Annotated in this window: 17 protein-coding genes; 4 read left to right on the forward strand and 13 right to left on the reverse strand. The window is 69.8% G+C overall.

Features of this window, described 5'->3' with window-relative positions; translation table 11 throughout:
- Positions 1-2: 2 nt before the first annotated feature.
- The 5 genes from tsaB to ACWEH3_RS02680 form a co-directional block, all read right to left on the reverse strand.
- Positions 3-719 carry a tRNA (adenosine(37)-N6)-threonylcarbamoyltransferase complex dimerization subunit type 1 TsaB gene (gene tsaB / locus ACWEH3_RS02660; protein ID WP_450015097.1) on the reverse strand — a complete coding sequence of 239 codons (717 nt, stop codon included), beginning with the start codon at positions 717-719 and terminating at the stop codon, positions 3-5.
- Positions 720-774: 55 nt separating this feature from the next.
- Positions 775-1227 carry a tRNA (adenosine(37)-N6)-threonylcarbamoyltransferase complex ATPase subunit type 1 TsaE gene (gene tsaE, locus ACWEH3_RS02665; RefSeq protein ID WP_355076288.1) on the reverse strand — a complete coding sequence of 151 codons (453 nt, stop codon included), beginning with the start codon at positions 1225-1227 and terminating at the stop codon, positions 775-777.
- Positions 1220-2308, reverse strand: a complete 1089-nt coding sequence (locus ACWEH3_RS02670; protein ID WP_450015096.1) for an alpha/beta fold hydrolase — start codon at positions 2306-2308, stop codon at positions 1220-1222. The genes tsaE and ACWEH3_RS02670 overlap by 8 nt, the downstream gene beginning before the upstream one ends.
- A complete protein-coding gene (gene alr, locus ACWEH3_RS02675; RefSeq protein WP_450015124.1) occupies positions 2305-3432 on the reverse strand; it encodes an alanine racemase in 1128 nt (375 codons plus the stop codon). The genes ACWEH3_RS02670 and alr overlap by 4 nt, the downstream gene beginning before the upstream one ends.
- Positions 3433-3537: 105 nt before the next feature.
- Positions 3538-5046, reverse strand: a complete 1509-nt coding sequence (locus ACWEH3_RS02680) for an NAD(P)H-hydrate dehydratase (protein WP_450015095.1) — start codon at positions 5044-5046, stop codon at positions 3538-3540.
- Positions 5047-5088: 42 nt separating this feature from the next.
- On the opposite strand from ACWEH3_RS02680, the gene ACWEH3_RS02685 reads away from it, so the two are divergent.
- Positions 5089-5514 carry a cupredoxin domain-containing protein gene (locus tag ACWEH3_RS02685; protein ID WP_450015094.1) on the forward strand — a complete coding sequence of 142 codons (426 nt, stop codon included), beginning with the start codon at positions 5089-5091 and terminating at the stop codon, positions 5512-5514.
- Between the two features lie 103 nt (positions 5515-5617).
- Here ACWEH3_RS02685 and ACWEH3_RS02690 read toward each other — a convergent pair whose 3' ends face one another.
- Positions 5618-6100, reverse strand: a complete 483-nt coding sequence (locus ACWEH3_RS02690) for a MarR family winged helix-turn-helix transcriptional regulator (RefSeq protein ID WP_355076279.1) — start codon at positions 6098-6100, stop codon at positions 5618-5620.
- A gap of 139 nt (positions 6101-6239) precedes the next feature.
- On the opposite strand from ACWEH3_RS02690, the gene ACWEH3_RS02695 reads away from it, so the two are divergent.
- On the forward strand, positions 6240-7427 hold the full coding sequence (locus ACWEH3_RS02695; RefSeq protein ID WP_450015093.1) for an MFS transporter: 1188 nt from the start codon (positions 6240-6242) through the stop codon (positions 7425-7427).
- A gap of 57 nt (positions 7428-7484) precedes the next feature.
- Here ACWEH3_RS02695 and glmS read toward each other — a convergent pair whose 3' ends face one another.
- The gene (gene glmS / locus ACWEH3_RS02700; RefSeq protein WP_450015092.1) at positions 7485-9368 is read right to left on the reverse strand and encodes a glutamine--fructose-6-phosphate transaminase (isomerizing); all 1884 of its coding nucleotides are present in this window, start codon (positions 9366-9368) and stop codon (positions 7485-7487) included.
- 36 nt (positions 9369-9404) lie between these two features.
- Between glmS and ACWEH3_RS02705 the strand changes: the two genes are divergently transcribed.
- Positions 9405-10262: a poly(ethylene terephthalate) hydrolase family protein gene (locus ACWEH3_RS02705; protein ID WP_450015091.1), complete on the forward strand. Its 858-nt coding sequence runs from the start codon at positions 9405-9407 to the stop codon at positions 10260-10262.
- 27 nt (positions 10263-10289) lie between these two features.
- Here the strand turns inward: ACWEH3_RS02705 and ACWEH3_RS02710 are convergent, their stop codons facing one another.
- The 5 genes from ACWEH3_RS02710 to ACWEH3_RS02730 form a co-directional block, all read right to left on the reverse strand.
- Entirely contained in the window at positions 10290-10640 is a 351-nt protein-coding gene (locus ACWEH3_RS02710; protein ID WP_355076272.1) for a hypothetical protein, read from the reverse strand.
- 47 nt (positions 10641-10687) lie between these two features.
- Positions 10688-12478 (reverse strand): hypothetical protein, encoded by a 1791-nt coding sequence (locus ACWEH3_RS02715; protein ID WP_450015090.1) that lies wholly within the window; start codon positions 12476-12478, stop codon positions 10688-10690.
- A 57-nt stretch (positions 12479-12535) separates the two neighbouring features.
- On the reverse strand, positions 12536-12847 hold the full coding sequence (locus ACWEH3_RS02720) for an ESX-1 secretion-associated protein (RefSeq protein ID WP_450015089.1): 312 nt from the start codon (positions 12845-12847) through the stop codon (positions 12536-12538).
- A 128-nt stretch (positions 12848-12975) separates the two neighbouring features.
- The gene (locus tag ACWEH3_RS02725; protein WP_450015088.1) at positions 12976-13284 is read right to left on the reverse strand and encodes a DUF6802 family protein; all 309 of its coding nucleotides are present in this window, start codon (positions 13282-13284) and stop codon (positions 12976-12978) included.
- 99 nt (positions 13285-13383) lie between these two features.
- On the reverse strand, positions 13384-13575 hold the full coding sequence (locus ACWEH3_RS02730; RefSeq protein WP_039795694.1) for a PspC domain-containing protein: 192 nt from the start codon (positions 13573-13575) through the stop codon (positions 13384-13386).
- A 147-nt stretch (positions 13576-13722) separates the two neighbouring features.
- Here ACWEH3_RS02730 and ACWEH3_RS02735 point away from each other — a divergent pair, with 147 nt between their 5' ends.
- Positions 13723-15378 carry an ABC-F family ATP-binding cassette domain-containing protein gene (locus tag ACWEH3_RS02735; RefSeq protein ID WP_450015087.1) on the forward strand — a complete coding sequence of 552 codons (1656 nt, stop codon included), beginning with the start codon at positions 13723-13725 and terminating at the stop codon, positions 15376-15378.
- A 28-nt stretch (positions 15379-15406) separates the two neighbouring features.
- On the opposite strand, the gene glmM is transcribed toward ACWEH3_RS02735, so the two are convergent.
- Positions 15407-16783: a phosphoglucosamine mutase gene (gene glmM, locus ACWEH3_RS02740; RefSeq protein WP_450015086.1), complete on the reverse strand. Its 1377-nt coding sequence runs from the start codon at positions 16781-16783 to the stop codon at positions 15407-15409.
- Between the last annotated feature and the right edge of the window lie 34 nt (positions 16784-16817).

Consider the following 16817-nt stretch of genomic DNA (forward strand, 5'->3'; position numbering starts at 1 on the left):
CTTCACGCCCCCGTCCGGTCGAGTCGGCGGTAGGCGTTCTCGACCGCGTCCGGCCTGCGCAAGTACAGCGGAACCAGCGGCTCCGGCACGCTGCGGGACAGCACCTCGGCGGCGACGACGCGGACCAACCCGGCGGGCGAGGGCGTCTCGGCGGGGAGCACGGGCAGATCGAAGAAGTCGACGTGCGAAGCGGATCCGGCGATCGCCGTGGCCTCCCCCGCGTCCAAGTCCGAGGGCTTGCACACCTCGGGTCCGGCCACGCGCACACCCTCCCGGTACCGCGCCCAATACACCTCGCGCCGCCGGGCATCGGTCACCACGAGCAGTTCGGCTTCGGGCGGGAGCTCGACGGGGGGCGGCACCGCTGGGTCGACGGCGGCGTCGGCTGCGATCGCGTCGAGGCTGCACGCGCCGTACACCGGGATCCCGAGCGCGTCGCCGAACGCGGCCGCGGTGGCCATGCCGACGCGCAAGCCGGTGAACGGACCCGGACCGACACCGACCACGATCGCGTCGATCTCGGTCCTGGAACGGCCTGCCTCGGTGAGGCATTCGAGTATCTGCGGAGTGAGTACCTCGGCATGGGCACGGGGGTCGACCCGCACCCGGGAGGCGACGGTGCGTACCCGGACCGGATTCGCCGCGTCGGCGCCCTGCTCCAAGTCCACCAGTCCCGCTGTGACGGCGGGTGTCGCGGTGTCGACGGCTAGTACAAGCATGATTGGGCCAACGATACCGGGTGGTAGGTGAGGCCGACGCAGAGCTACCCGGTAGCTAATTCACCCATTCCCAGCTGGCGGTGCGCACATCCGAGTCCGGCGCCCGCGACAGCACCACACGCAGATGCCGATCCGCGAGGTGCTCCACCACGCCGCGGCCCCATTCCACCACGACGACCGCCTGATGCAGATCGGTGTCCAGGTCCAGCGCGTCCAGCTCGTCCAGGTCGCCGCCGAGCCGGTAGGCGTCCACGTGCACCATGGGCACCGACGGCCCGCCGGCGCGCTGCCCCGCGCGGTGCTGGCGGGCGATGATGAACGTCGGCGAGCTGACCCGCCCCTGCACGCCAAGACCTTCGGCGATGCCGCGGGTCAGCGCGGTCTTGCCCGCGCCGAGCGGACCGTCCAGCACCACGAGATCCCCGGCACGCAGATCGGTGGCCAGTTCCCGGCCCAGCGCCTCGGTGTCGGCGACGGTGGGCAGCACTCGATGCCCCGGATCAGCCACGGGCCACCTCCGAGCCCTCCCCCTGCGCCGGGTCGACCACGCCCGCACGCACCAGCAAGCGATCCAGCGCGGCGTTGACTATGTCCGGGTATTGCAGATGCGGCATGTGCGCCGCGCCTTCCAACCGGATGAGTTCGCTGCCCGGCAGAGCGGCGGCGAGCGCACGCGAATTCCGGAACGGGATCACCAGATCGTGCCCGCCGCCGAGTACCAGGGCCGGTATGCCCGCCAGCGCGGGCAACGCCGCCGACTCGTCGTGCAGCTCGATGGCCTGAAGGAACTTCACTACGGTCTCCACCGGCGTCTGGTCGATCATCAGCGTCATGAAGCGCGACAGCGTCGGGCTCACCGGTCCGTGGAACGAGCTGACGTGCAGGATCGGCGTGATCACCCGCCGCGCGGTGACGCGGCCGGCCTGCACCAGCGCGGGCGCGGTGTATACGGCCATCCGGAACCCGTCGATCGCGGGATTGCGCAACAGTTGCCCGATCCCTGCCGCGGTGACCTCGGCGGCCGCGGTCGACAACAGTGCGATCCCGATCACTCTGGCCGCGAACAATTCCGGGAATCGCGCGGCCGCGGCCAGGATCGCCATCCCGCCCAGCGAATGCCCGACCAGCACCACCGGCCCCGCCGGAGCGGTGGCGTTCAGCACGGCGGCGAGGTCGCTCCCGAGCTGGGCGACGGTACAACTCGCGGCGCTCGGCACGCCGGAACGGCCGTGCCCGCGCAGATCGAACAGCACCATGCGAAGTCGTGCGCCGTAGCGCTTTTCCAGGTCACGACGCTGAAAGTGGAAGGAAACCATGCTGTTGCAGAAGCCGTGCACGAAGATCACCGTCACCGGTGCGTCGTCGGGGCCGCAGATCCGCGTGGCCAACGGCACGCCGTCGTCGGCGAGTACCGTCCCCGCGCGGTCGGCATCGATCAGCGCGAAATTCTCGTCGCGGTAGTCGTCGCCCCGCGCGGGCCACAACACCCGCGCACCGGCGCGACGCAAGGCGTGGGCGCCGGCCAGCGCACCGACGAAACCAGCCGTGGCCAGCCCGCCGCGCAGCGGGGTCAGCCGGAAGCGGCTCATCGAACGCCACCGACATAGCGCCGGGTGACCCGGCCGCGCGGTGAACACACCACTTCGTAGTGGATGGTGTCGAGCAGATCCGCCCACTCCTGGGCGTGCGGTCGCGCACCGAAGAGAATCGCGGTGTCGCCTTCCTGAACGCCCGCCGCGTTGTCACCGAGGTCGACGACGAACTGGTCCATACACACCCGCCCCACGTTCCTGCGCGGCGCCCCGCCGAGCCAGACATCGAAACGTCCGCTCAGGGGGCGGAAAACGCCGTCGGCGTAACCGGCGGGGATCAGCGCGACGGTGGTGTCGCGCGGCGCGATCCACTGGTGCCCGTAGGAAACGCCTTCGCCCGCGGCCACTCGTTTGACCAGGGCGACCTGTGCCTGGAACGTCATCGCGGGCCGCAGGCCGAAATCGTCGTCCGGTATCGGGGACAGGCCGTACATGGCGATGCCCGGCCGGACCAAGTCGAAGGCCAGGTCAGGGCGGGTCAGGGTCGCGGCGGAGTTGGCGATGTGCACCAGCTCCGGTTCCAGGCCGTGCTCCTTGGCCGTGGCGATGGCCTCCAGGAACCGGGCGCGTTGCGCGTCGTTGTTGGGATGCTCGGGTTCGTCGGCGTGCGCGAGGTGGGAGAAGATCGCGCGAAACCGCACCACACCCTCGTCGACCAGAGCGCGCAGCGCCGTCAGGACTTCCGGGTACACGACCGGCGACACGCCGTTGCGGTTCAGGCCGGTGTCCACCTTCAGGGTGACCGTCGCCGGACGGCCCAGGTCGCGCGCCGCGGCCTCGACCGCTCGCAGATGAGCCGCCGAAGAGATCCCGATCTCGACGTCGGCGGCCACCGCAGGCGCGAAGTCGGTGTCCGTGCTGTGCAACCAGCACAGGATGGGCGCGGTGATCCCGGCCGCACGCAACTGCACGGCCTCGCCCACCGTCGTGACACCCAGTTCCGCCGCGCCCGCCGCCAGAGCGGCCCGGCCCACCTCGACCGCGCCGTGGTTGTAGCCGTCGGCCTTCACCACCGCCATCACCGCGGCGCCACCCGCGTGCTCCCGCAGAATCCGCACGTTGTGCGCGATGGCGTCCAGGTCGATGACCGTTTCCACTTGCGCTGTGCCGCCTCTCCGCATATTCGGGCCGGACCAGTCGGGCACGCAAGACTCACATTCGGATCCTGCGCTTGATGCCGCCTTGATTTCGGGCGTGCCCGACGAGTTACCCATGTGCTCTCGAGATCAGTCGTTGCGTCGATTCCGGTCGAGTCTATTGGCGCGCTCGGTGCTGGTTCCAACCGGTTTGTGTGGCGCGTGAGCGAGACCACGGAGAACGCCGATGGCGGGGCGGACGTGAGCTGCCAGCAGGCTTGCCGAGATGGGGGTTCCCGCGGGGGCGGCGTCATGTGCGGCGAGGTTCGCGGACAGCGCGTGCACGCGCGCGGCCGCCGCGGCCGACCACGCGGGTTCCCGGCCCGCCGCGAGCAGCGCCCCGATGATGCCGGAGAGCACGTCGCCCGCACCCGCGGTCGCCGCCCAGGAACCGCCCGCCTCGTTGACCAGCACGGGACCGCCCGGGGCGGCGACGAGCGTGGCGCGGCCCTTGAGCAGCACCGTGACCTGCCAGGAAGCGGCGAAGTCGCGGACCGCTGCCACCCGGTCGGGACCGACCTCGTAGCCGGTGAGGCGGGCGAACTCGCCCGCGTGCGGAGTCAGGACGGTCGGAGCCGCACGACCGCGCACCAGGTCCGGCTCCGCGGCCAGCATGGTGAGGCCGTCGGCGTCGATCACCACCGGGAGGTCGGTGGCCAGGATCTCGCGCAGGCGTTCCCCGGCGGCGGAGTCGGTGCCAGCGCCGGGACCGAAGACCCAGGCCTGGACGCGACCGGTCGCGGCGACCTCCTTCGCGGCGATCACTTCGGGGAAGTGGTTCAACACCTCGGCCGCCGCGGTCCCGGCATACCGCACCATCCCCGATGTCGCCGCGACGGCGGCGCCCGCGCACAGCACCGCGGCGCCCGGATACGTTGCGCTACCCGCGCATACGCCCGTCACACCCTGCGTGTACTTGTCGTCCGCCGGGCCGGGGACCGGCCACGCGGCGCCGATCGACGCGGGCTCCAGCGCGAGGAGACCCGGTTCCGGGAGACGTAAACCGATGGACACCAATTCGATTCGCCCGCACTGCGGCGCGGCGAGCGCGTGCACCGGCTTGTACGCGCCGAACGCGACCGTGACGTCCGCGCGGACCGCCGGGCCTTCGATCGCGCCGGTGTCCGGGTCGACGCCGCTGGGCAGGTCTGCCGCGACGACCGGAGCCTCCAGCGCCGCAACGATTTCCGCGGCACGCGGCCGCAACGCACCGCGACCGGAGATGCCGACGATGCCGTCGATCACCAGATCCGGGCGGCCCACGTCGTCGGCGACTCGACCGCCCGCTCCGCGCAGCGCGGCGAGTCCTCCGGCGTGCGCCCGCTCCGGGCTGAGCAACACCGCGGTGACCGCGACACCGCGGCGGCGCAGCTGCGCTCCGGCCCAGAGCGCGTCGCCGCCGTTGTCCCCGGAACCGACCAGCAGGGTCACCGCCCGCCCCGCGATACCGCCGGTACGCTCCCTGAGTTCGCCCGCCACCACCGTGGCCAGGCCGTGCGCCGCCCTGCGCATGGGCACGCCGTCCGGCACCCGGGTGAACAGCTCGGCCTCCGCCGCGCGCACTTCGTCTACCGTGAAATAGCCCCGCTGCGTGGACATCGCCGCTCCCTCCGTCGGTATGGCCTACTACGCTTGGCCATCATGCCAAGCGTCCGCCGCATCGGGATCGTCCGCGTCGTCACGGGAGTCGCCCTGGCCTGCGCGCTCCTACTGTCCGGTTGCGGCGGCGACGAATCCGGTTCGGCCGCCACCACGACCAGGAAACCGGCCGGGCCGACCACCACCGCACAGCAGACCGGTGACCGCAAGCCCGCCGCGGCAACCGTCGTGGCGCACGACATGAAATTCTCCCCCGCCGAGGTCACCGTCGCGGTCGGCGACACGGTCACCTGGAAATTCGACGACAAGGTCCCGCACACCGTGCAGGGCATCGGCGACAAAGCCATGGGCATCAACAGCCCGATCTTCGACAAAGGCGAGTGGAGCTACACCTTCACCACGCCGGGCACCTACCGCTATCTCTGCTCACTGCACCCGGAGATGCGCGGCTCGGTCACCGTGCAGTAGACCGCGAGGTACGGACCCTCGGGCCTACCGGGGCGTTCCACCGGCGAAGCGCTCCGGACGTCGCCTCGGCGAGGTCCAGCCGAGACACCGAGCCGTCTCGCGCTCACACCGGACGGTAGTCGCGGTGCCGTGCGCCGTGGGTGTTCAGTGCTTCGACCGCGGCCACGAGCGGAGCGAGTTCGGGGTTGGCGGCCGCCTGCCCGAGTGCTCCGGCCAAGGCGGCGTCGTGCGTGGGCCGCGCCTGTTCGAGCAGGTCCAAGCCCGCCGGGGTGACATCGGTGTAGATGCCGCGACGGTCGTCGGGGCAGAGGTAACGCTGGAGCAGACCGCGATCTTCCAGCCGGGAAACCAGTCGGGTGGTCGCGCTCTGGCTCAGCACCACGGCCTCGGCCACCTGGTTCATCCGCAGGTGCCCGCCCGGCCCGTCGTGCTGGCGGCTCAGCACGACCAGCAGGGAGTACTCGCGAACGCTCAAGTCGTGGCCGGATTGCAGGGCCCGCTCGATGTGCGCCTCGATCCGGTCGTGCAGCAGCGACAGTGCGTACCAACCATCGGCGAGGCCGGTCAAGGCGGCATCCGCGGTCATCGGCGTTCCTTCGTCGTCGGGGGTTGTGCCTCCAGGATAGCCAGAGATCACAATAGCCCGCGCTTGCAATTAAAGAGCGTCTGCAATTATTGTTTCCGCTTGTAATAGTTTGAAGCAACGTCATGTGGAGGCTTCGTTCATGCCCCTCGCACTCCTCGCCCTGACCCTCGGGGCATTCGGAATCGGGACGACGGAATTCGTCGTCGTCGGACTGCTACCCGACATCGCGAGCAGCTACTCGGTGTCCATCCCCACCGCGGGCCTGCTGGTCACCGGCTACGCGCTCGGCGTTGTCGCGGGCGCGCCGCTGATGACCGGGCTGGGTACCCGCTTGTCGCGCAAACGGATGCTGCTCGGCATGCTGACGCTGCTCGTCGTCGGCAACCTCCTGTCCGCCGCGGCACCGACCTTCGCGCTGATGCTGACCGGACGGATCGTCGCGTCGCTGGCCCACGGCGCGTTCTTCGGGATCGGCGCGGTCGTCGCCGGAACCCTGGTCAGCGCCGATCGGCGCGCCGGTGCGATCGCGATCATGTTCACCGGGCTCACCGTCGCCACGGTGGTCGGCGTACCGCTGGGGACGCTGCTCGGCCAGCACTTCGGCTGGCGGCTGACCTTCGTGTTCGTCGCACTGGTCGGGTTGATCGGCCTGCTCGGCGTCGCGGCGCTGGTCCCGGAACAGCCCGCCGCGGCGAACGCCGCGCTGCGCACCGAGCTGGCGGTGTTCCGCAATCCCCAGGTGCTGCTGGCGATGGCGATGACGGTGCTCGGCTTCGGCGGGGTCTTCGCCGCGATCACCTATCTCGCGCCGATGATGACCGAGGTCACCGGCTATGCGGAGAGTTCGGTCACCTGGCTGCTGGTCCTCTTCGGCCTCGGCTTCTTCGCGGGCAATCTGATCGGCGGCAAGTTCGCCGACCGCCATCTGATGCCGATGCTGTATCTCACACTCGGCGGGCTCGCGCTCGTTCTCGCGCTGTTCACCGTCACCGCGCACGACAAGACAGCCGCCGCCGTCACGGTCGTGTTGATCGGTGCTCTGGGCTTCGCGACCGTGCCGCCGTTGCAGAAGCGCGTCCTCGACCAGGCCGCGGGCGCACCGACCCTCGCGTCGGCGGTGAACATCGGCGCGTTCAACCTCGGCAACGCGGTGTCGGCCTGGCTCGGTGGCGTGGTGATCGCCGCAGGCTACGGCTACACCGCACCCAACTGGGTCGGCGTCGGTCTGGTGCTGGTGGCGCTACTGCTCGCGATCCTGTCCGGGCGGCTCGAGCGTCGCGCGACACCCACCGTCCCGGAGGAGCCCCTGGCTACCGTGCCGGTATAGCCGCCGGTCGTCCCGGCGGAACAGCGGCCGCGCACTGCGAAGTGCGCGGCCGCCGAACTATTCCACGGTGACGGATTTCGCCAGGTTGCGCGGCTTGTCGACGTCGTAGCCGCGCGCCTGCGCCACCTCGGCGGCGAAGATCTGCAACGGCACCGTCGACAACAGCGGCTGGAACAGCGTCGGCGCGCTCGGGATCTCGATGAGGTCGTCGGCGAACGGACGCACCGTGTCGTCGCCCTCCTCCGCGATCACGATGGTGCGCGCGCCGCGAGCCTGGATCTCCCGGATGTTGCTCAGCAGCTTCGAGTGCAACACCGCGCGCCCCTTCGGCGACGGCATCACCACGATCACCGGCAGGCCGTCCTCGATCAGGGCGATCGGACCGTGCTTGAGCTCGCCCGCCGCGAACCCCTCGGCGTGCATGTAGGCCAGTTCCTTGAGCTTGAGCGCGCCCTCCAAGGCCACCGGGTAACCGACGTGCCGCCCGAGGAACAACACGGTCGGCACCTGCGCCAGCTCCCGCGCGATGGCCCGCACCTGCGGCGCGGTCTCCAGCACGCGTTCCACCAGCTTCGGCATCGCCTCGAGCTCGGCGAACTCGCGGGCCACCTCGTCCGGGTACTTGGTGCCGCGCGCCTGCGCCAAAGCGAGCCCGACCAGGTAATTCGCGGTCACCTGGGCCAGGAACGCCTTGGTGGAGGCGACGCCGATCTCCGGCCCGGCCCTGGTGTAGAGCACCGCGTCGGACTCGCGAGGGATCTGCGCGCCGTTGGTGTTGCAGATCGCGAGGACGCGCGCCTTCTGTTCCTTCGCGTGCCGCACCGCCTCCAGCGTGTCGGCGGTCTCGCCGGACTGGGAGATCGCCACCACCAGCGTGGAGCGGTCCAGCACCGGATCGCGGTAGCGGAACTCGCTGGCCAGCTCCACCTCGACGGGCAGCCGCGTCCAGTGCTCGATGGCGTACTTCGCCAGCAGACCGGAGTGATAGGCGCTGCCGCACGCCACGACGAAAACCTTGTCGAAATCGCGCAGCTCTTGATCGGCGAGGCGCTGCTCGTCCAGCACGATCCGGCCCGCGCCGTCGTGGTCGGTGCTGAAATGCCCCATGAGGGTATCCGCGACCGCGGCGGGCTGCTCCTCGATCTCCTTGAGCATGAAGTAGTCGTGGCCGCCCTTCTCGGCGGCGGCCAGGTCCCAGTCGATCGTGAACGGGCGGGTGCGCGAGCTCGCGTCCTCGCCCGCGAAGTCGGTGACCCGGTAGCTGTCCAGGGTGATCACCACGGCTTGGTCCTGACCGAGTTCGACCGCCTCGCGGGTGTGCTCGATGAATGCCGTGACATCCGAGGCGATGAACATCTCGCCCTTGCCCACGCCCACCACCAGCGGGGTGGAGCGGCGCGCCGCCACGATCGTGTCCGGATGATCGGCATGCGTGAAGACCAGCGTGAACGCGCCCTCCAGACGGCGCAGGACGGACAGCGCGCTGGCCGCGAAGTCGCCTGCGGTCGGGCCATGGGCGTACGCGCGGGCCACCAGGTGCACCGCGACCTCGGTGTCGGTGTCGCTGTTCAGCTCGACCCCGGCGTCCTCCAGTTCGCGACGCAGCGGGGCGAAGTTCTCGATGATGCCGTTGTGTACGACGGCGACCTTGCCGGTGTGGTCCCGATGCGGGTGTGCGTTGCGGTCGGTCGGCGCGCCGTGCGTGGCCCAGCGGGTGTGCCCGATGCCCGTGGTGCCGACGAAGCGATCTATCCCGGTTTCGGCGAGCTGGGCCTCCAGGTTGGCCAGGCGGCCCGCCTTGCGTTCCACCGCCAGCGTGCCCGCGCCATCCAGGATCGCCACACCCGCGGAGTCGTATCCGCGATATTCCATGCGGCGCAACGCGTCAACGACGACGCCGAGCGCGTCTCGGTACCCGACGTACCCCACGATTCCGCACATGGCTCACCACACTACTTATCGGATAACGTTCACGTCGTGTCGGCGTCTGTGAAATCGCTATTGAGCACCCTGACCAGCCGGGGCCCGCACCGCGTGTTGCGTGGCAACCTGGCCATCGCCGGCCAGCCGGGGGTGGTGTTCACGCCCGAGACAGGGCGGAACCTACCTGCCGTCGCGTTCGGACATGGCTGGTTGACCGGGGCGAACCACTACCGCACGCTGCTCGAACACCTCGCTTCCTGGGGAATCGTGGCCGCCGCGCCCGACACCGAGCGCGGGCCGATTCCGTCACATCTGGGGCTGGCCGCCGATTTGCTCACCACACTCGACATCTGCACCGGCGTGCGGCTCGGGGACGGCGAGATCAGCGTGCATCCGGAGCGCCTGGCTCTGGCCGGGCACGGCATGGGAGCGGGCGCCGCGGTCATCGCCGCGGGCCGCCGCGACGTCGCCGCCGTCGCGGCGTTGTTCCCCGCGCCGACGGCGCCTGCCGCCGAAGCCGTCGCCCCGGAGCTGGACGTTCCGGCGTTGATCCTGGCCGGCGCGACCGACATCGCCTCGGTCAGCTCCAACGCCATCCCACTGGCCACCGCCTGGGGCGGCCCGGCGACCCTGCGCGTCGTCGACAAGGCCTCGCACAACGGCATCATCGAGGGGCGGCGCGTCCTCGCCGCCGTGGGTGCGGGTAAGCACGAATCGAAGACCTCCCGCACCACGCGCGCCCTGCTGGCCGGTTACCTGCTCGCCACGCTGGCGGACGACAAGACCTATCGCGCCTTCACTGATCCCGACCAAGTCATCCCGCACACCACCGTCGTCGACCCCGCGGCGCCGCAGGAGAAGGAGCCGCCGAAGCTGAAGGTCGGCCAGCTCGCCGCGCTGCTGCGGCGGTAGCCGACCGACCGGCCCGCGGAGCGTCGGTCAGATCAGCCAGCTCTTGCGTTGGTAGAACTTGGCCTCCTCGTCCTCTTCATCGACCGGCGTCACCGTGTGATTGGCCCGGCGGGCGGCCATCGACCGTGCGATGGCCGCGCGCTGCTCTTGTGCTTCCTCTTGCAGTCGCTGCCGCTCCTCCGCCTCGGCGGCGGCCTTGTCCAGGTCGGCGGCGTGCGTCACCCAGAACTCGTCCATCTCGGCGGTCAGCCGGTCGGCGATTTCCCGGCCGGTCGCCGCGGTCTGCTCGTTGATCGCCTGGATCTCGTCGAGCAACAGCGACATGCGGCGCTGGTTCTCGGCGGCGAGTTGCCTCGCTTCCTCGGCGTAGTCGACCATGCTGCGCCTCCTCGCTCATGCGGTGTGCGACCTCGTCCCGGACGGGCTCACAGTGGACCCGCCTCGGCGAACCCCGCGTCCAGCGGCCCGGCTTCGGCGAGTTCCGCGCCACTGTCCACTGGAACGTCCGGCTCCCGCTCGTCCTGCTCCGGCATAGGCTTCGGGTAGTGCTCGCCGTCCTCTTCGCGCCGGGTGCGCGGCAAGGTTCCGCTCGGCAGCCCGGGCCGATCGTCCTCGGTGTCCGGTTCCGAACCTGGAGCGGGCGTTTTCCCTTCTTGCTGAGGTTCCGGTGCCGGAGACTCCTCGTTCCGAGACTCCGGCGTAAGAGCCTCAGGCGCCGGGGGCTGCGCGTTGTCGGCGTCCGGCTCGATCGTCGAGATGACCGGTATGCCGTGCTCGTTCAGCTCGACGGTGAACACCTGCTCCGCACCCGTGGTATCGGAGAGGACGAGTCTCAACCGGCCGTCCGGCCCCATCTCGAACTGCACATGCTTACCGCCGATATCGAATTCCGCCTCGGCGCGCGGCTTTTGGTTCTGACCTTCGTCGTCTCGGTCGTCGGCTTCGGCGTTCTGCGGATCGATGCTGTGCGTGAGCTTTTCGATCGCGTCGTCGACTCCGCTTTTGATGATTCCGCTCAACGCGGACACGCCCTGCTCCACCGCCTGACCGAGACCGGTTGCCAGCGGCGCGAATTCCCGCGCCACCTGGCTGAGCGCGGCAAGTCCGTCCAGCGCGGGCATCCTGGGCGCGGGGGCGGTCGGGGTACTCGGTGTGGTCGGGGTACTCGGCGTGGTCGGGGTACTCGGCGTGGTCGGGGTACTCGGCGCGGTCGGGTTGTCCAGCGTGGTCGGTGTGGTCGACGCGGGGACTGTGCTCGGTGTCGTGCTCGCCGGGACCATGGCGGCGGGCGGGCCGGGAGCACTGGTCACCTGGGGTTTGTCCTGGTCGACCGGTGTCCCCGGTTGTGGTTCCGACGGACCTTCCGGGCGCGGGTAGCCATGCTCGGCCACCCGCGTCAGCGCATCGGCCAGGTTCTTGTACTGGTCCTTGAACAGTCGATCGACCTCGGTACAGACGTCGATATAGAATGACAACTTCCGGTCGAAGTCCGGCTTGAACGTCTTGGTCAGCCACTCATCGGTGACGCTGCGCACTCGGTCGCCGTACGCGCCGGTGAGCAGATTCTCGCTGTCGGAGTTGATGAAGCCGAGTACGCTTTTGTTGATCTTGTCCTCCGGCACGGCGAGTGCGGGGAAGATGCGGCCCAGCTCGCGGACCTGGTCGGCGTCGATCCATTCTCGCGCGTTGTGCACGTCGACGATGACCTTCACCTCCGCCGGGGTCTTACCGTCGATCTCGACCACCTTCCTGCCGCCCACCGGTCCCGCGAGCAACTCTCGGGTGGCGAACGCCTTCGCGGCCACCGCCGACCGCAGCGAACCCGCCATATCGGCGATCACGGTAACGGCGGCCCTGACGTGCTGCCGGTCCTCGTCGGCCAGGACCGACTGTTTGCCGAGCATGTCGAGTGCGGCGGCGGCCGCCGTACCCTGCCACAGTTCGGGTAGCCGACGGGTGTAGCCCTGCTGCGCGTCCCATTGCCGATCCACTTCCGAGAGTGCGGCTTTCAGCGCCTCGCCCGTCTGCTCCAGTCTCTCCAACCGGGTGCCGCGCTGCTCGTCGTACATCGCCAGCAGCTTGCCGACGCCGACGCGTCTCTCGTTGTCGCCGAACGCCGCCTCGTACAGCGGCGTGAACTCGATCCAGTACCGCAACCCCGCGCTGCCCTCGTCCAAGAGGGTGTCGATCGCCTTGCCCTGCCAGGAAACCGTCATGATTCCGACTCCTCGAATGTCTGGCGTCGCCGGTGCGAGCACGGGTCATCGGCGGTCTCATGTCTTGTTCGTCTCGGAAGCGCGCTGCTGGTCGGTTTCGGTGTAGGCCACCACGGCGGCCCCGAGCGCGTCGGCGGTCGCGGTGGTGGCCTCACTCCAGATCCGCAGCCACGCACCGACCCGTTCGAGGCCCTGATGCACCGCGATCCCCTGCGCCGCGTAATTCCGGCCCGCCTCGGCACTGCTGCCGAACAGGTGATCGGCAACTCGCTTCGCCTGGTCGCGGATGACGTCCGCCGATCTGCGATAGTCGCTGCCGAGCGCACCGAGCTCCCCCGTCCGCACGCCGACCATTTCCGACCCGCCCACGAATCCCCTCCGTCCTCGTAGTGTCGTTGCGCCGACGCGAATTCGTTCGCGCCGAATGCCGCCCTACTTCCTTCGACGCAACACGCCGACACTCGGTTCCCTCGAATTTCCGCCCCCCGCGGATTCGGTCAGCTGCCGATTCTGCCTCGGTCGGTGCGGACCCACTCGGAGGTGCCGTCGGGATGGCGGTGGAATTCCCATGCGGCGTAGTCGCCGTCTTTCTCCACCACGGTGACGTGGTCGGCGAAGCCGTCGTGGTCGTAGTCGGTCCAGACCTGCATCGCGTCGTCACCCGTGGTGGTGATGGTGTCGAGCGAGCCGTCGCCGTCGATGTCCTGCGTCGGGTGGTGCAATTCGATCGCGCCCAGGCCGTCGAGCGACGAGGACGCGTCGATGCCGGGTATATCCAGGCCTGGGAATTCGCTCGAGGTGATCATGACCCCTCCTCAGCAGGACTCGTACCGGTGGTGCGATGCCGCCCGAGCGGCATCGTTCCATCCTGTCACCCGCGCCGGCTCGACGCAGCCCCCGCGGGTTCACTTCTTGGGCATCAACAGCCACAGCACCAAGTAGATGACGAACTGCGGGCCGGGCAGCAGGCACGACACCACGAACAACAGACGGACGACGTTGGCGTTCCAGCCGAGGTACTCGGCGATGCCACCGCAGACGCCTGCGATCCACTTGTCGTGGGTGGAGCGGGTGAAACGGCGGGTGGGGGCGGTCATTGGTCTTCCCTCTCGTGCGGTGATCGCTACGTCCTCCACTGTGCCCGTCGTCGCGGGCCCCGCCATCGGCCCGGCGGCCGATACCGACCCTGATTTCTCCCGGGGTCGACCTCAGGGTCCGACCCCGAGCACGGCAGACTCGTGCTGGTGAGCACCACTCTGCATGCCCGCGGCCTGTCGGCCGGTCACGGCGAACGCACACTGTTCGCCGACTTGGATCTGACCCTCGCGCCGGGCGACGTGATCGGCCTGGTCGGCGTCAACGGCGCGGGCAAGTCGACGCTGCTGCGCATGCTCGCCGACCGGCACGCACCGACGGGCAGCATCACGCTCAGTCCCCCGGACGCGACGGTCGGTTATCTGGCCCAGGAGGCACAACGGGTCGAAGGCGAGACCGTCTTCGAATTCCTCGGCCGCCGAACGGGAGTCACCGAGGCGCAGCGAGTGATGGACGCCGCGGCCGAGCGCCTCGCCGACGGCGGGCCGGACGAGTACTCCCACGCGCTGGAACGCTGGCTCGCCCTCGGCGGGGCCGATCTGGACCAGCGCGCCCACGAGGTCGCCGCGGATCTCGGCCTCGCGGACAGTCTGCCCAGCGGCCTGGACACACCCATGACCGGTTTGTCCGGCGGTCAGGCCGCGCGCGCCGGGCTGGCCTCGGTCCTGCTGTCCCGCTTCGACATACTGCTGCTGGACGAGCCGACCAACGACCTGGACCTGGACGGCCTGACCCGGCTGGAACAGTTCGTCGCCGGTGTGCGGGTCCCGTTGATGGTGATCAGCCACGACCGGGAGTTCCTGGCGCGCACGGTGAACCGCGTCGTGGAGCTGGATCTCGCGCAGCAACAGGTCGGGTCGTACGACGGCGGCTACGAGTCGTACCTGATGGAGCGCGAGATCGCCCGGCAGCACGCGCGCGAGGCGTACGAGGACTACGCCGACACCAAGGCGGGCCTGGAGGCCCGCGCGCAGATGCAGCGCAACTGGCTCGAACACGGTGTCCGCAACGCCCGCCGCAAGGCGCGTGATCCCAGGAAGCTGGACTCGGACAAGGCGGGCCGCAAGATGCGGGCCGAGTCCACTGAGAAGCAGGCCGCCAAGGCCAGGCAGACCCAGCGCCGCATCGAACGGCTCGAGGCGGTCGAAGAACCCCGCAAAGAATGGGACCTGCGCATGAGCATCGCCGCGGCGCCGCGCAGCGGCTCGGTGGTGGCGACACTGTCCCAGGCGGCCGTCACCCGTGGCGACTTCACGCTCGGCCCGATCACCACGCAGGTCGACTGGGCCGACCGCATCGTGCTCACCGGGGCGAACGGCTCTGGGAAGTCGACGCTGCTCGCCCTGTTGCTGGGAAAGCTCCAGCCCGATACCGGGACAGCGAGCCTGGGCTCCGGCGTCGAAGTCGGCGAGGTCGACCAAGCGCGCGGGCTGTTCCGCGGGACCGCGGCCCTGGCCGCCACTTTCGGCGGCGAACTGCCGGACTGGCCGGAGGCCGAAGTGCGTACCCTACTGGCGAAATTCGGCCTGCGTGGTCCACACGTACTGCGGCCGTGCGACACGCTCTCCCCCGGCGAACGCACCCGCGCCGCCCTCGCGCTGCTCCAAGCCCGGGGCGTGAACCTGCTCGTGCTCGACGAGCCGACCAATCACTTGGACCTCCCCGCCATCGAACAACTGGAGCAGGCCGTCGAATCCTTCACCGGCACACTCCTGCTCGTCACTCACGACCGCCGCATGCTCGACACCGTCCGCGCGACCCGCCGCTGGCACATGAACGCGGGCGTACTCACCGAAACCCACTGACCCACGGCCGCGGCACGACCTCAACCCGCTATACCCCTGCGACCCGCTTCGCCAGATCGTCCGCCAGCTGGCGCGCCTGCGCCGGGTCGGTGGCCTCCACCATCACTCGCACCAATTCCTCCGTGCCGCTCGGTCGCAGCAGCACACGGCCGGAGTCGCCGAGTATCCGCTCCGCCTCCAGCACGGCTTCGCGAATCTCGGGTGCGCGCGCGACCACGGATTTGTCGTTGACCGGCACGTTCACCAGAATCTGCGGCACGGTGCTCAGCACGCTCGCCAAGTCGGCGAGGCTGCGCCGGGACTGCGCCATCCGCGCCATCAGGCGTAGGCCGGTGAGAATGCCGTCGCCGGTGGTGCCGTATCGCGGGAACACCACATGCCCCGACTGCTCGCCGCCCAGCGTGAAGCCGCCACGCCGCAACTCCTCGAGCACATAACGGTCGCCGACAGCGGTGGTGCGCACGGTGATTCCGGCCGTCCGCATCGCGATGTGCAGGCCGAGGTTGCTCATCACGGTGGCGACCAAAGTGTCTTCGGCCAGCTCGCCCGCCTCGTGCATGGCGAGGGCCAGGATCGCGAGGATCGCGTCCCCGTCGACCACATTGCCGTAGGCGTCCACGGCCAGGCAGCGGTCGGCGTCGCCGTCGTGCGCGAGACCGAGATCGGCGCCGTGCTCCAGCACCGCGGCCCGTACCTGCTCGAGATGGGTCGAGCCGCAGCCGTCGTTGATGTTCAGCCCGTCCGGCTCGGCGTTGATGGCGATCACCGTCGCACCGGCCTCACGATAGGCGGCGGGTCCGACTTCCGCGGCGGCGCCGTGCGCGCAGTCGACCACGACGGTCAACCCGGATAGGTCCTGCCCCGTCGCCTCCACCAGATGTTCCACATAGCGTTCGTGGGTGCCCGCGAGGCTGTACTGATCGGGCACGGACAGCCCGTGATCGCGCGCGCCCGCGGCGTTGCGGACCCGGCCGATGCCCGCGCCGGTCGGCCGGAACGGCGTCTCCGCGGCCATGAGCGCCTCGATCCGGTCCTCGATCGCGTCGTCGAGTTTGTGCCCGCCCGCGGCGAAGATCTTGATCCCGTTGTCGGGCATCGGGTTGTGCGAGGCGGAGATCATCACGCCCAGACAGGCGTCGTACAAACCGGTGAGGTAGGCGACGGCCGGTGTCGGCAGCACCCCCACCGACAACACGTCCACTCCCGCCGCGGTCAGCCCCGCGGTCACCGCGGCCTCGAGCATCTCCCCGCTGGCCCGCGGGTCGCGCCCGACCACCGCGAGCGCGCGCTTCTTGCCCCGGCTCAGGATCTGCGCGGCCGCGCCGGAAACGCGCAACGCCAGCTCCGGACTCAGTGACTCGTTGGCAAGCCCGCGGACTCCGTCGGTGCCGAACAACCGTCCCATACCTCGCCCCTCATTGGTGATCTGTGGCGTGGGC

The sequence above is a fragment of the Nocardia sp. NPDC004718 genome, assembly GCF_053601535.1.

Bases quoted from the DNA above. Each gene is read 5' to 3' on its own strand.
- tsaB (WP_450015097.1), bottom strand. From the start codon at position 719: ATGCTTGTACTAGCCGTCGACACCGCGACACCCGCCGTCACAGCGGGA.
- ACWEH3_RS02670 (WP_450015096.1), bottom strand. From the start codon at position 2,308: ATGAGCCGCTTCCGGCTGACCCCGCTGCGCGGCGGGCTGGCCACGGCT.
- alr (WP_450015124.1), bottom strand. From the start codon at position 3,432: ATGCGGAGAGGCGGCACAGCGCAAGTGGAAACGGTCATCGACCTGGAC.
- ACWEH3_RS02680 (WP_450015095.1), bottom strand. From the start codon at position 5,046: ATGTCCACGCAGCGGGGCTATTTCACGGTAGACGAAGTGCGCGCGGCG.
- ACWEH3_RS02685 (WP_450015094.1), top strand. From the start codon at position 5,089: ATGCCAAGCGTCCGCCGCATCGGGATCGTCCGCGTCGTCACGGGAGTC.
- ACWEH3_RS02690 (WP_355076279.1), bottom strand. From the start codon at position 6,100: ATGACCGCGGATGCCGCCTTGACCGGCCTCGCCGATGGTTGGTACGCA.
- ACWEH3_RS02695 (WP_450015093.1), top strand. From the start codon at position 6,240: ATGCCCCTCGCACTCCTCGCCCTGACCCTCGGGGCATTCGGAATCGGG.
- glmS (WP_450015092.1), bottom strand. From the start codon at position 9,368: ATGTGCGGAATCGTGGGGTACGTCGGGTACCGAGACGCGCTCGGCGTC.
- ACWEH3_RS02710 (WP_355076272.1), bottom strand. From the start codon at position 10,640: ATGGTCGACTACGCCGAGGAAGCGAGGCAACTCGCCGCCGAGAACCAG.
- ACWEH3_RS02715 (WP_450015090.1), bottom strand. From the start codon at position 12,478: ATGACGGTTTCCTGGCAGGGCAAGGCGATCGACACCCTCTTGGACGAG.
- ACWEH3_RS02725 (WP_450015088.1), bottom strand. From the start codon at position 13,284: ATGATCACCTCGAGCGAATTCCCAGGCCTGGATATACCCGGCATCGAC.
- ACWEH3_RS02730 (WP_039795694.1), bottom strand. From the start codon at position 13,575: ATGACCGCCCCCACCCGCCGTTTCACCCGCTCCACCCACGACAAGTGG.
- glmM (WP_450015086.1), bottom strand. From the start codon at position 16,783: ATGGGACGGTTGTTCGGCACCGACGGAGTCCGCGGGCTTGCCAACGAG.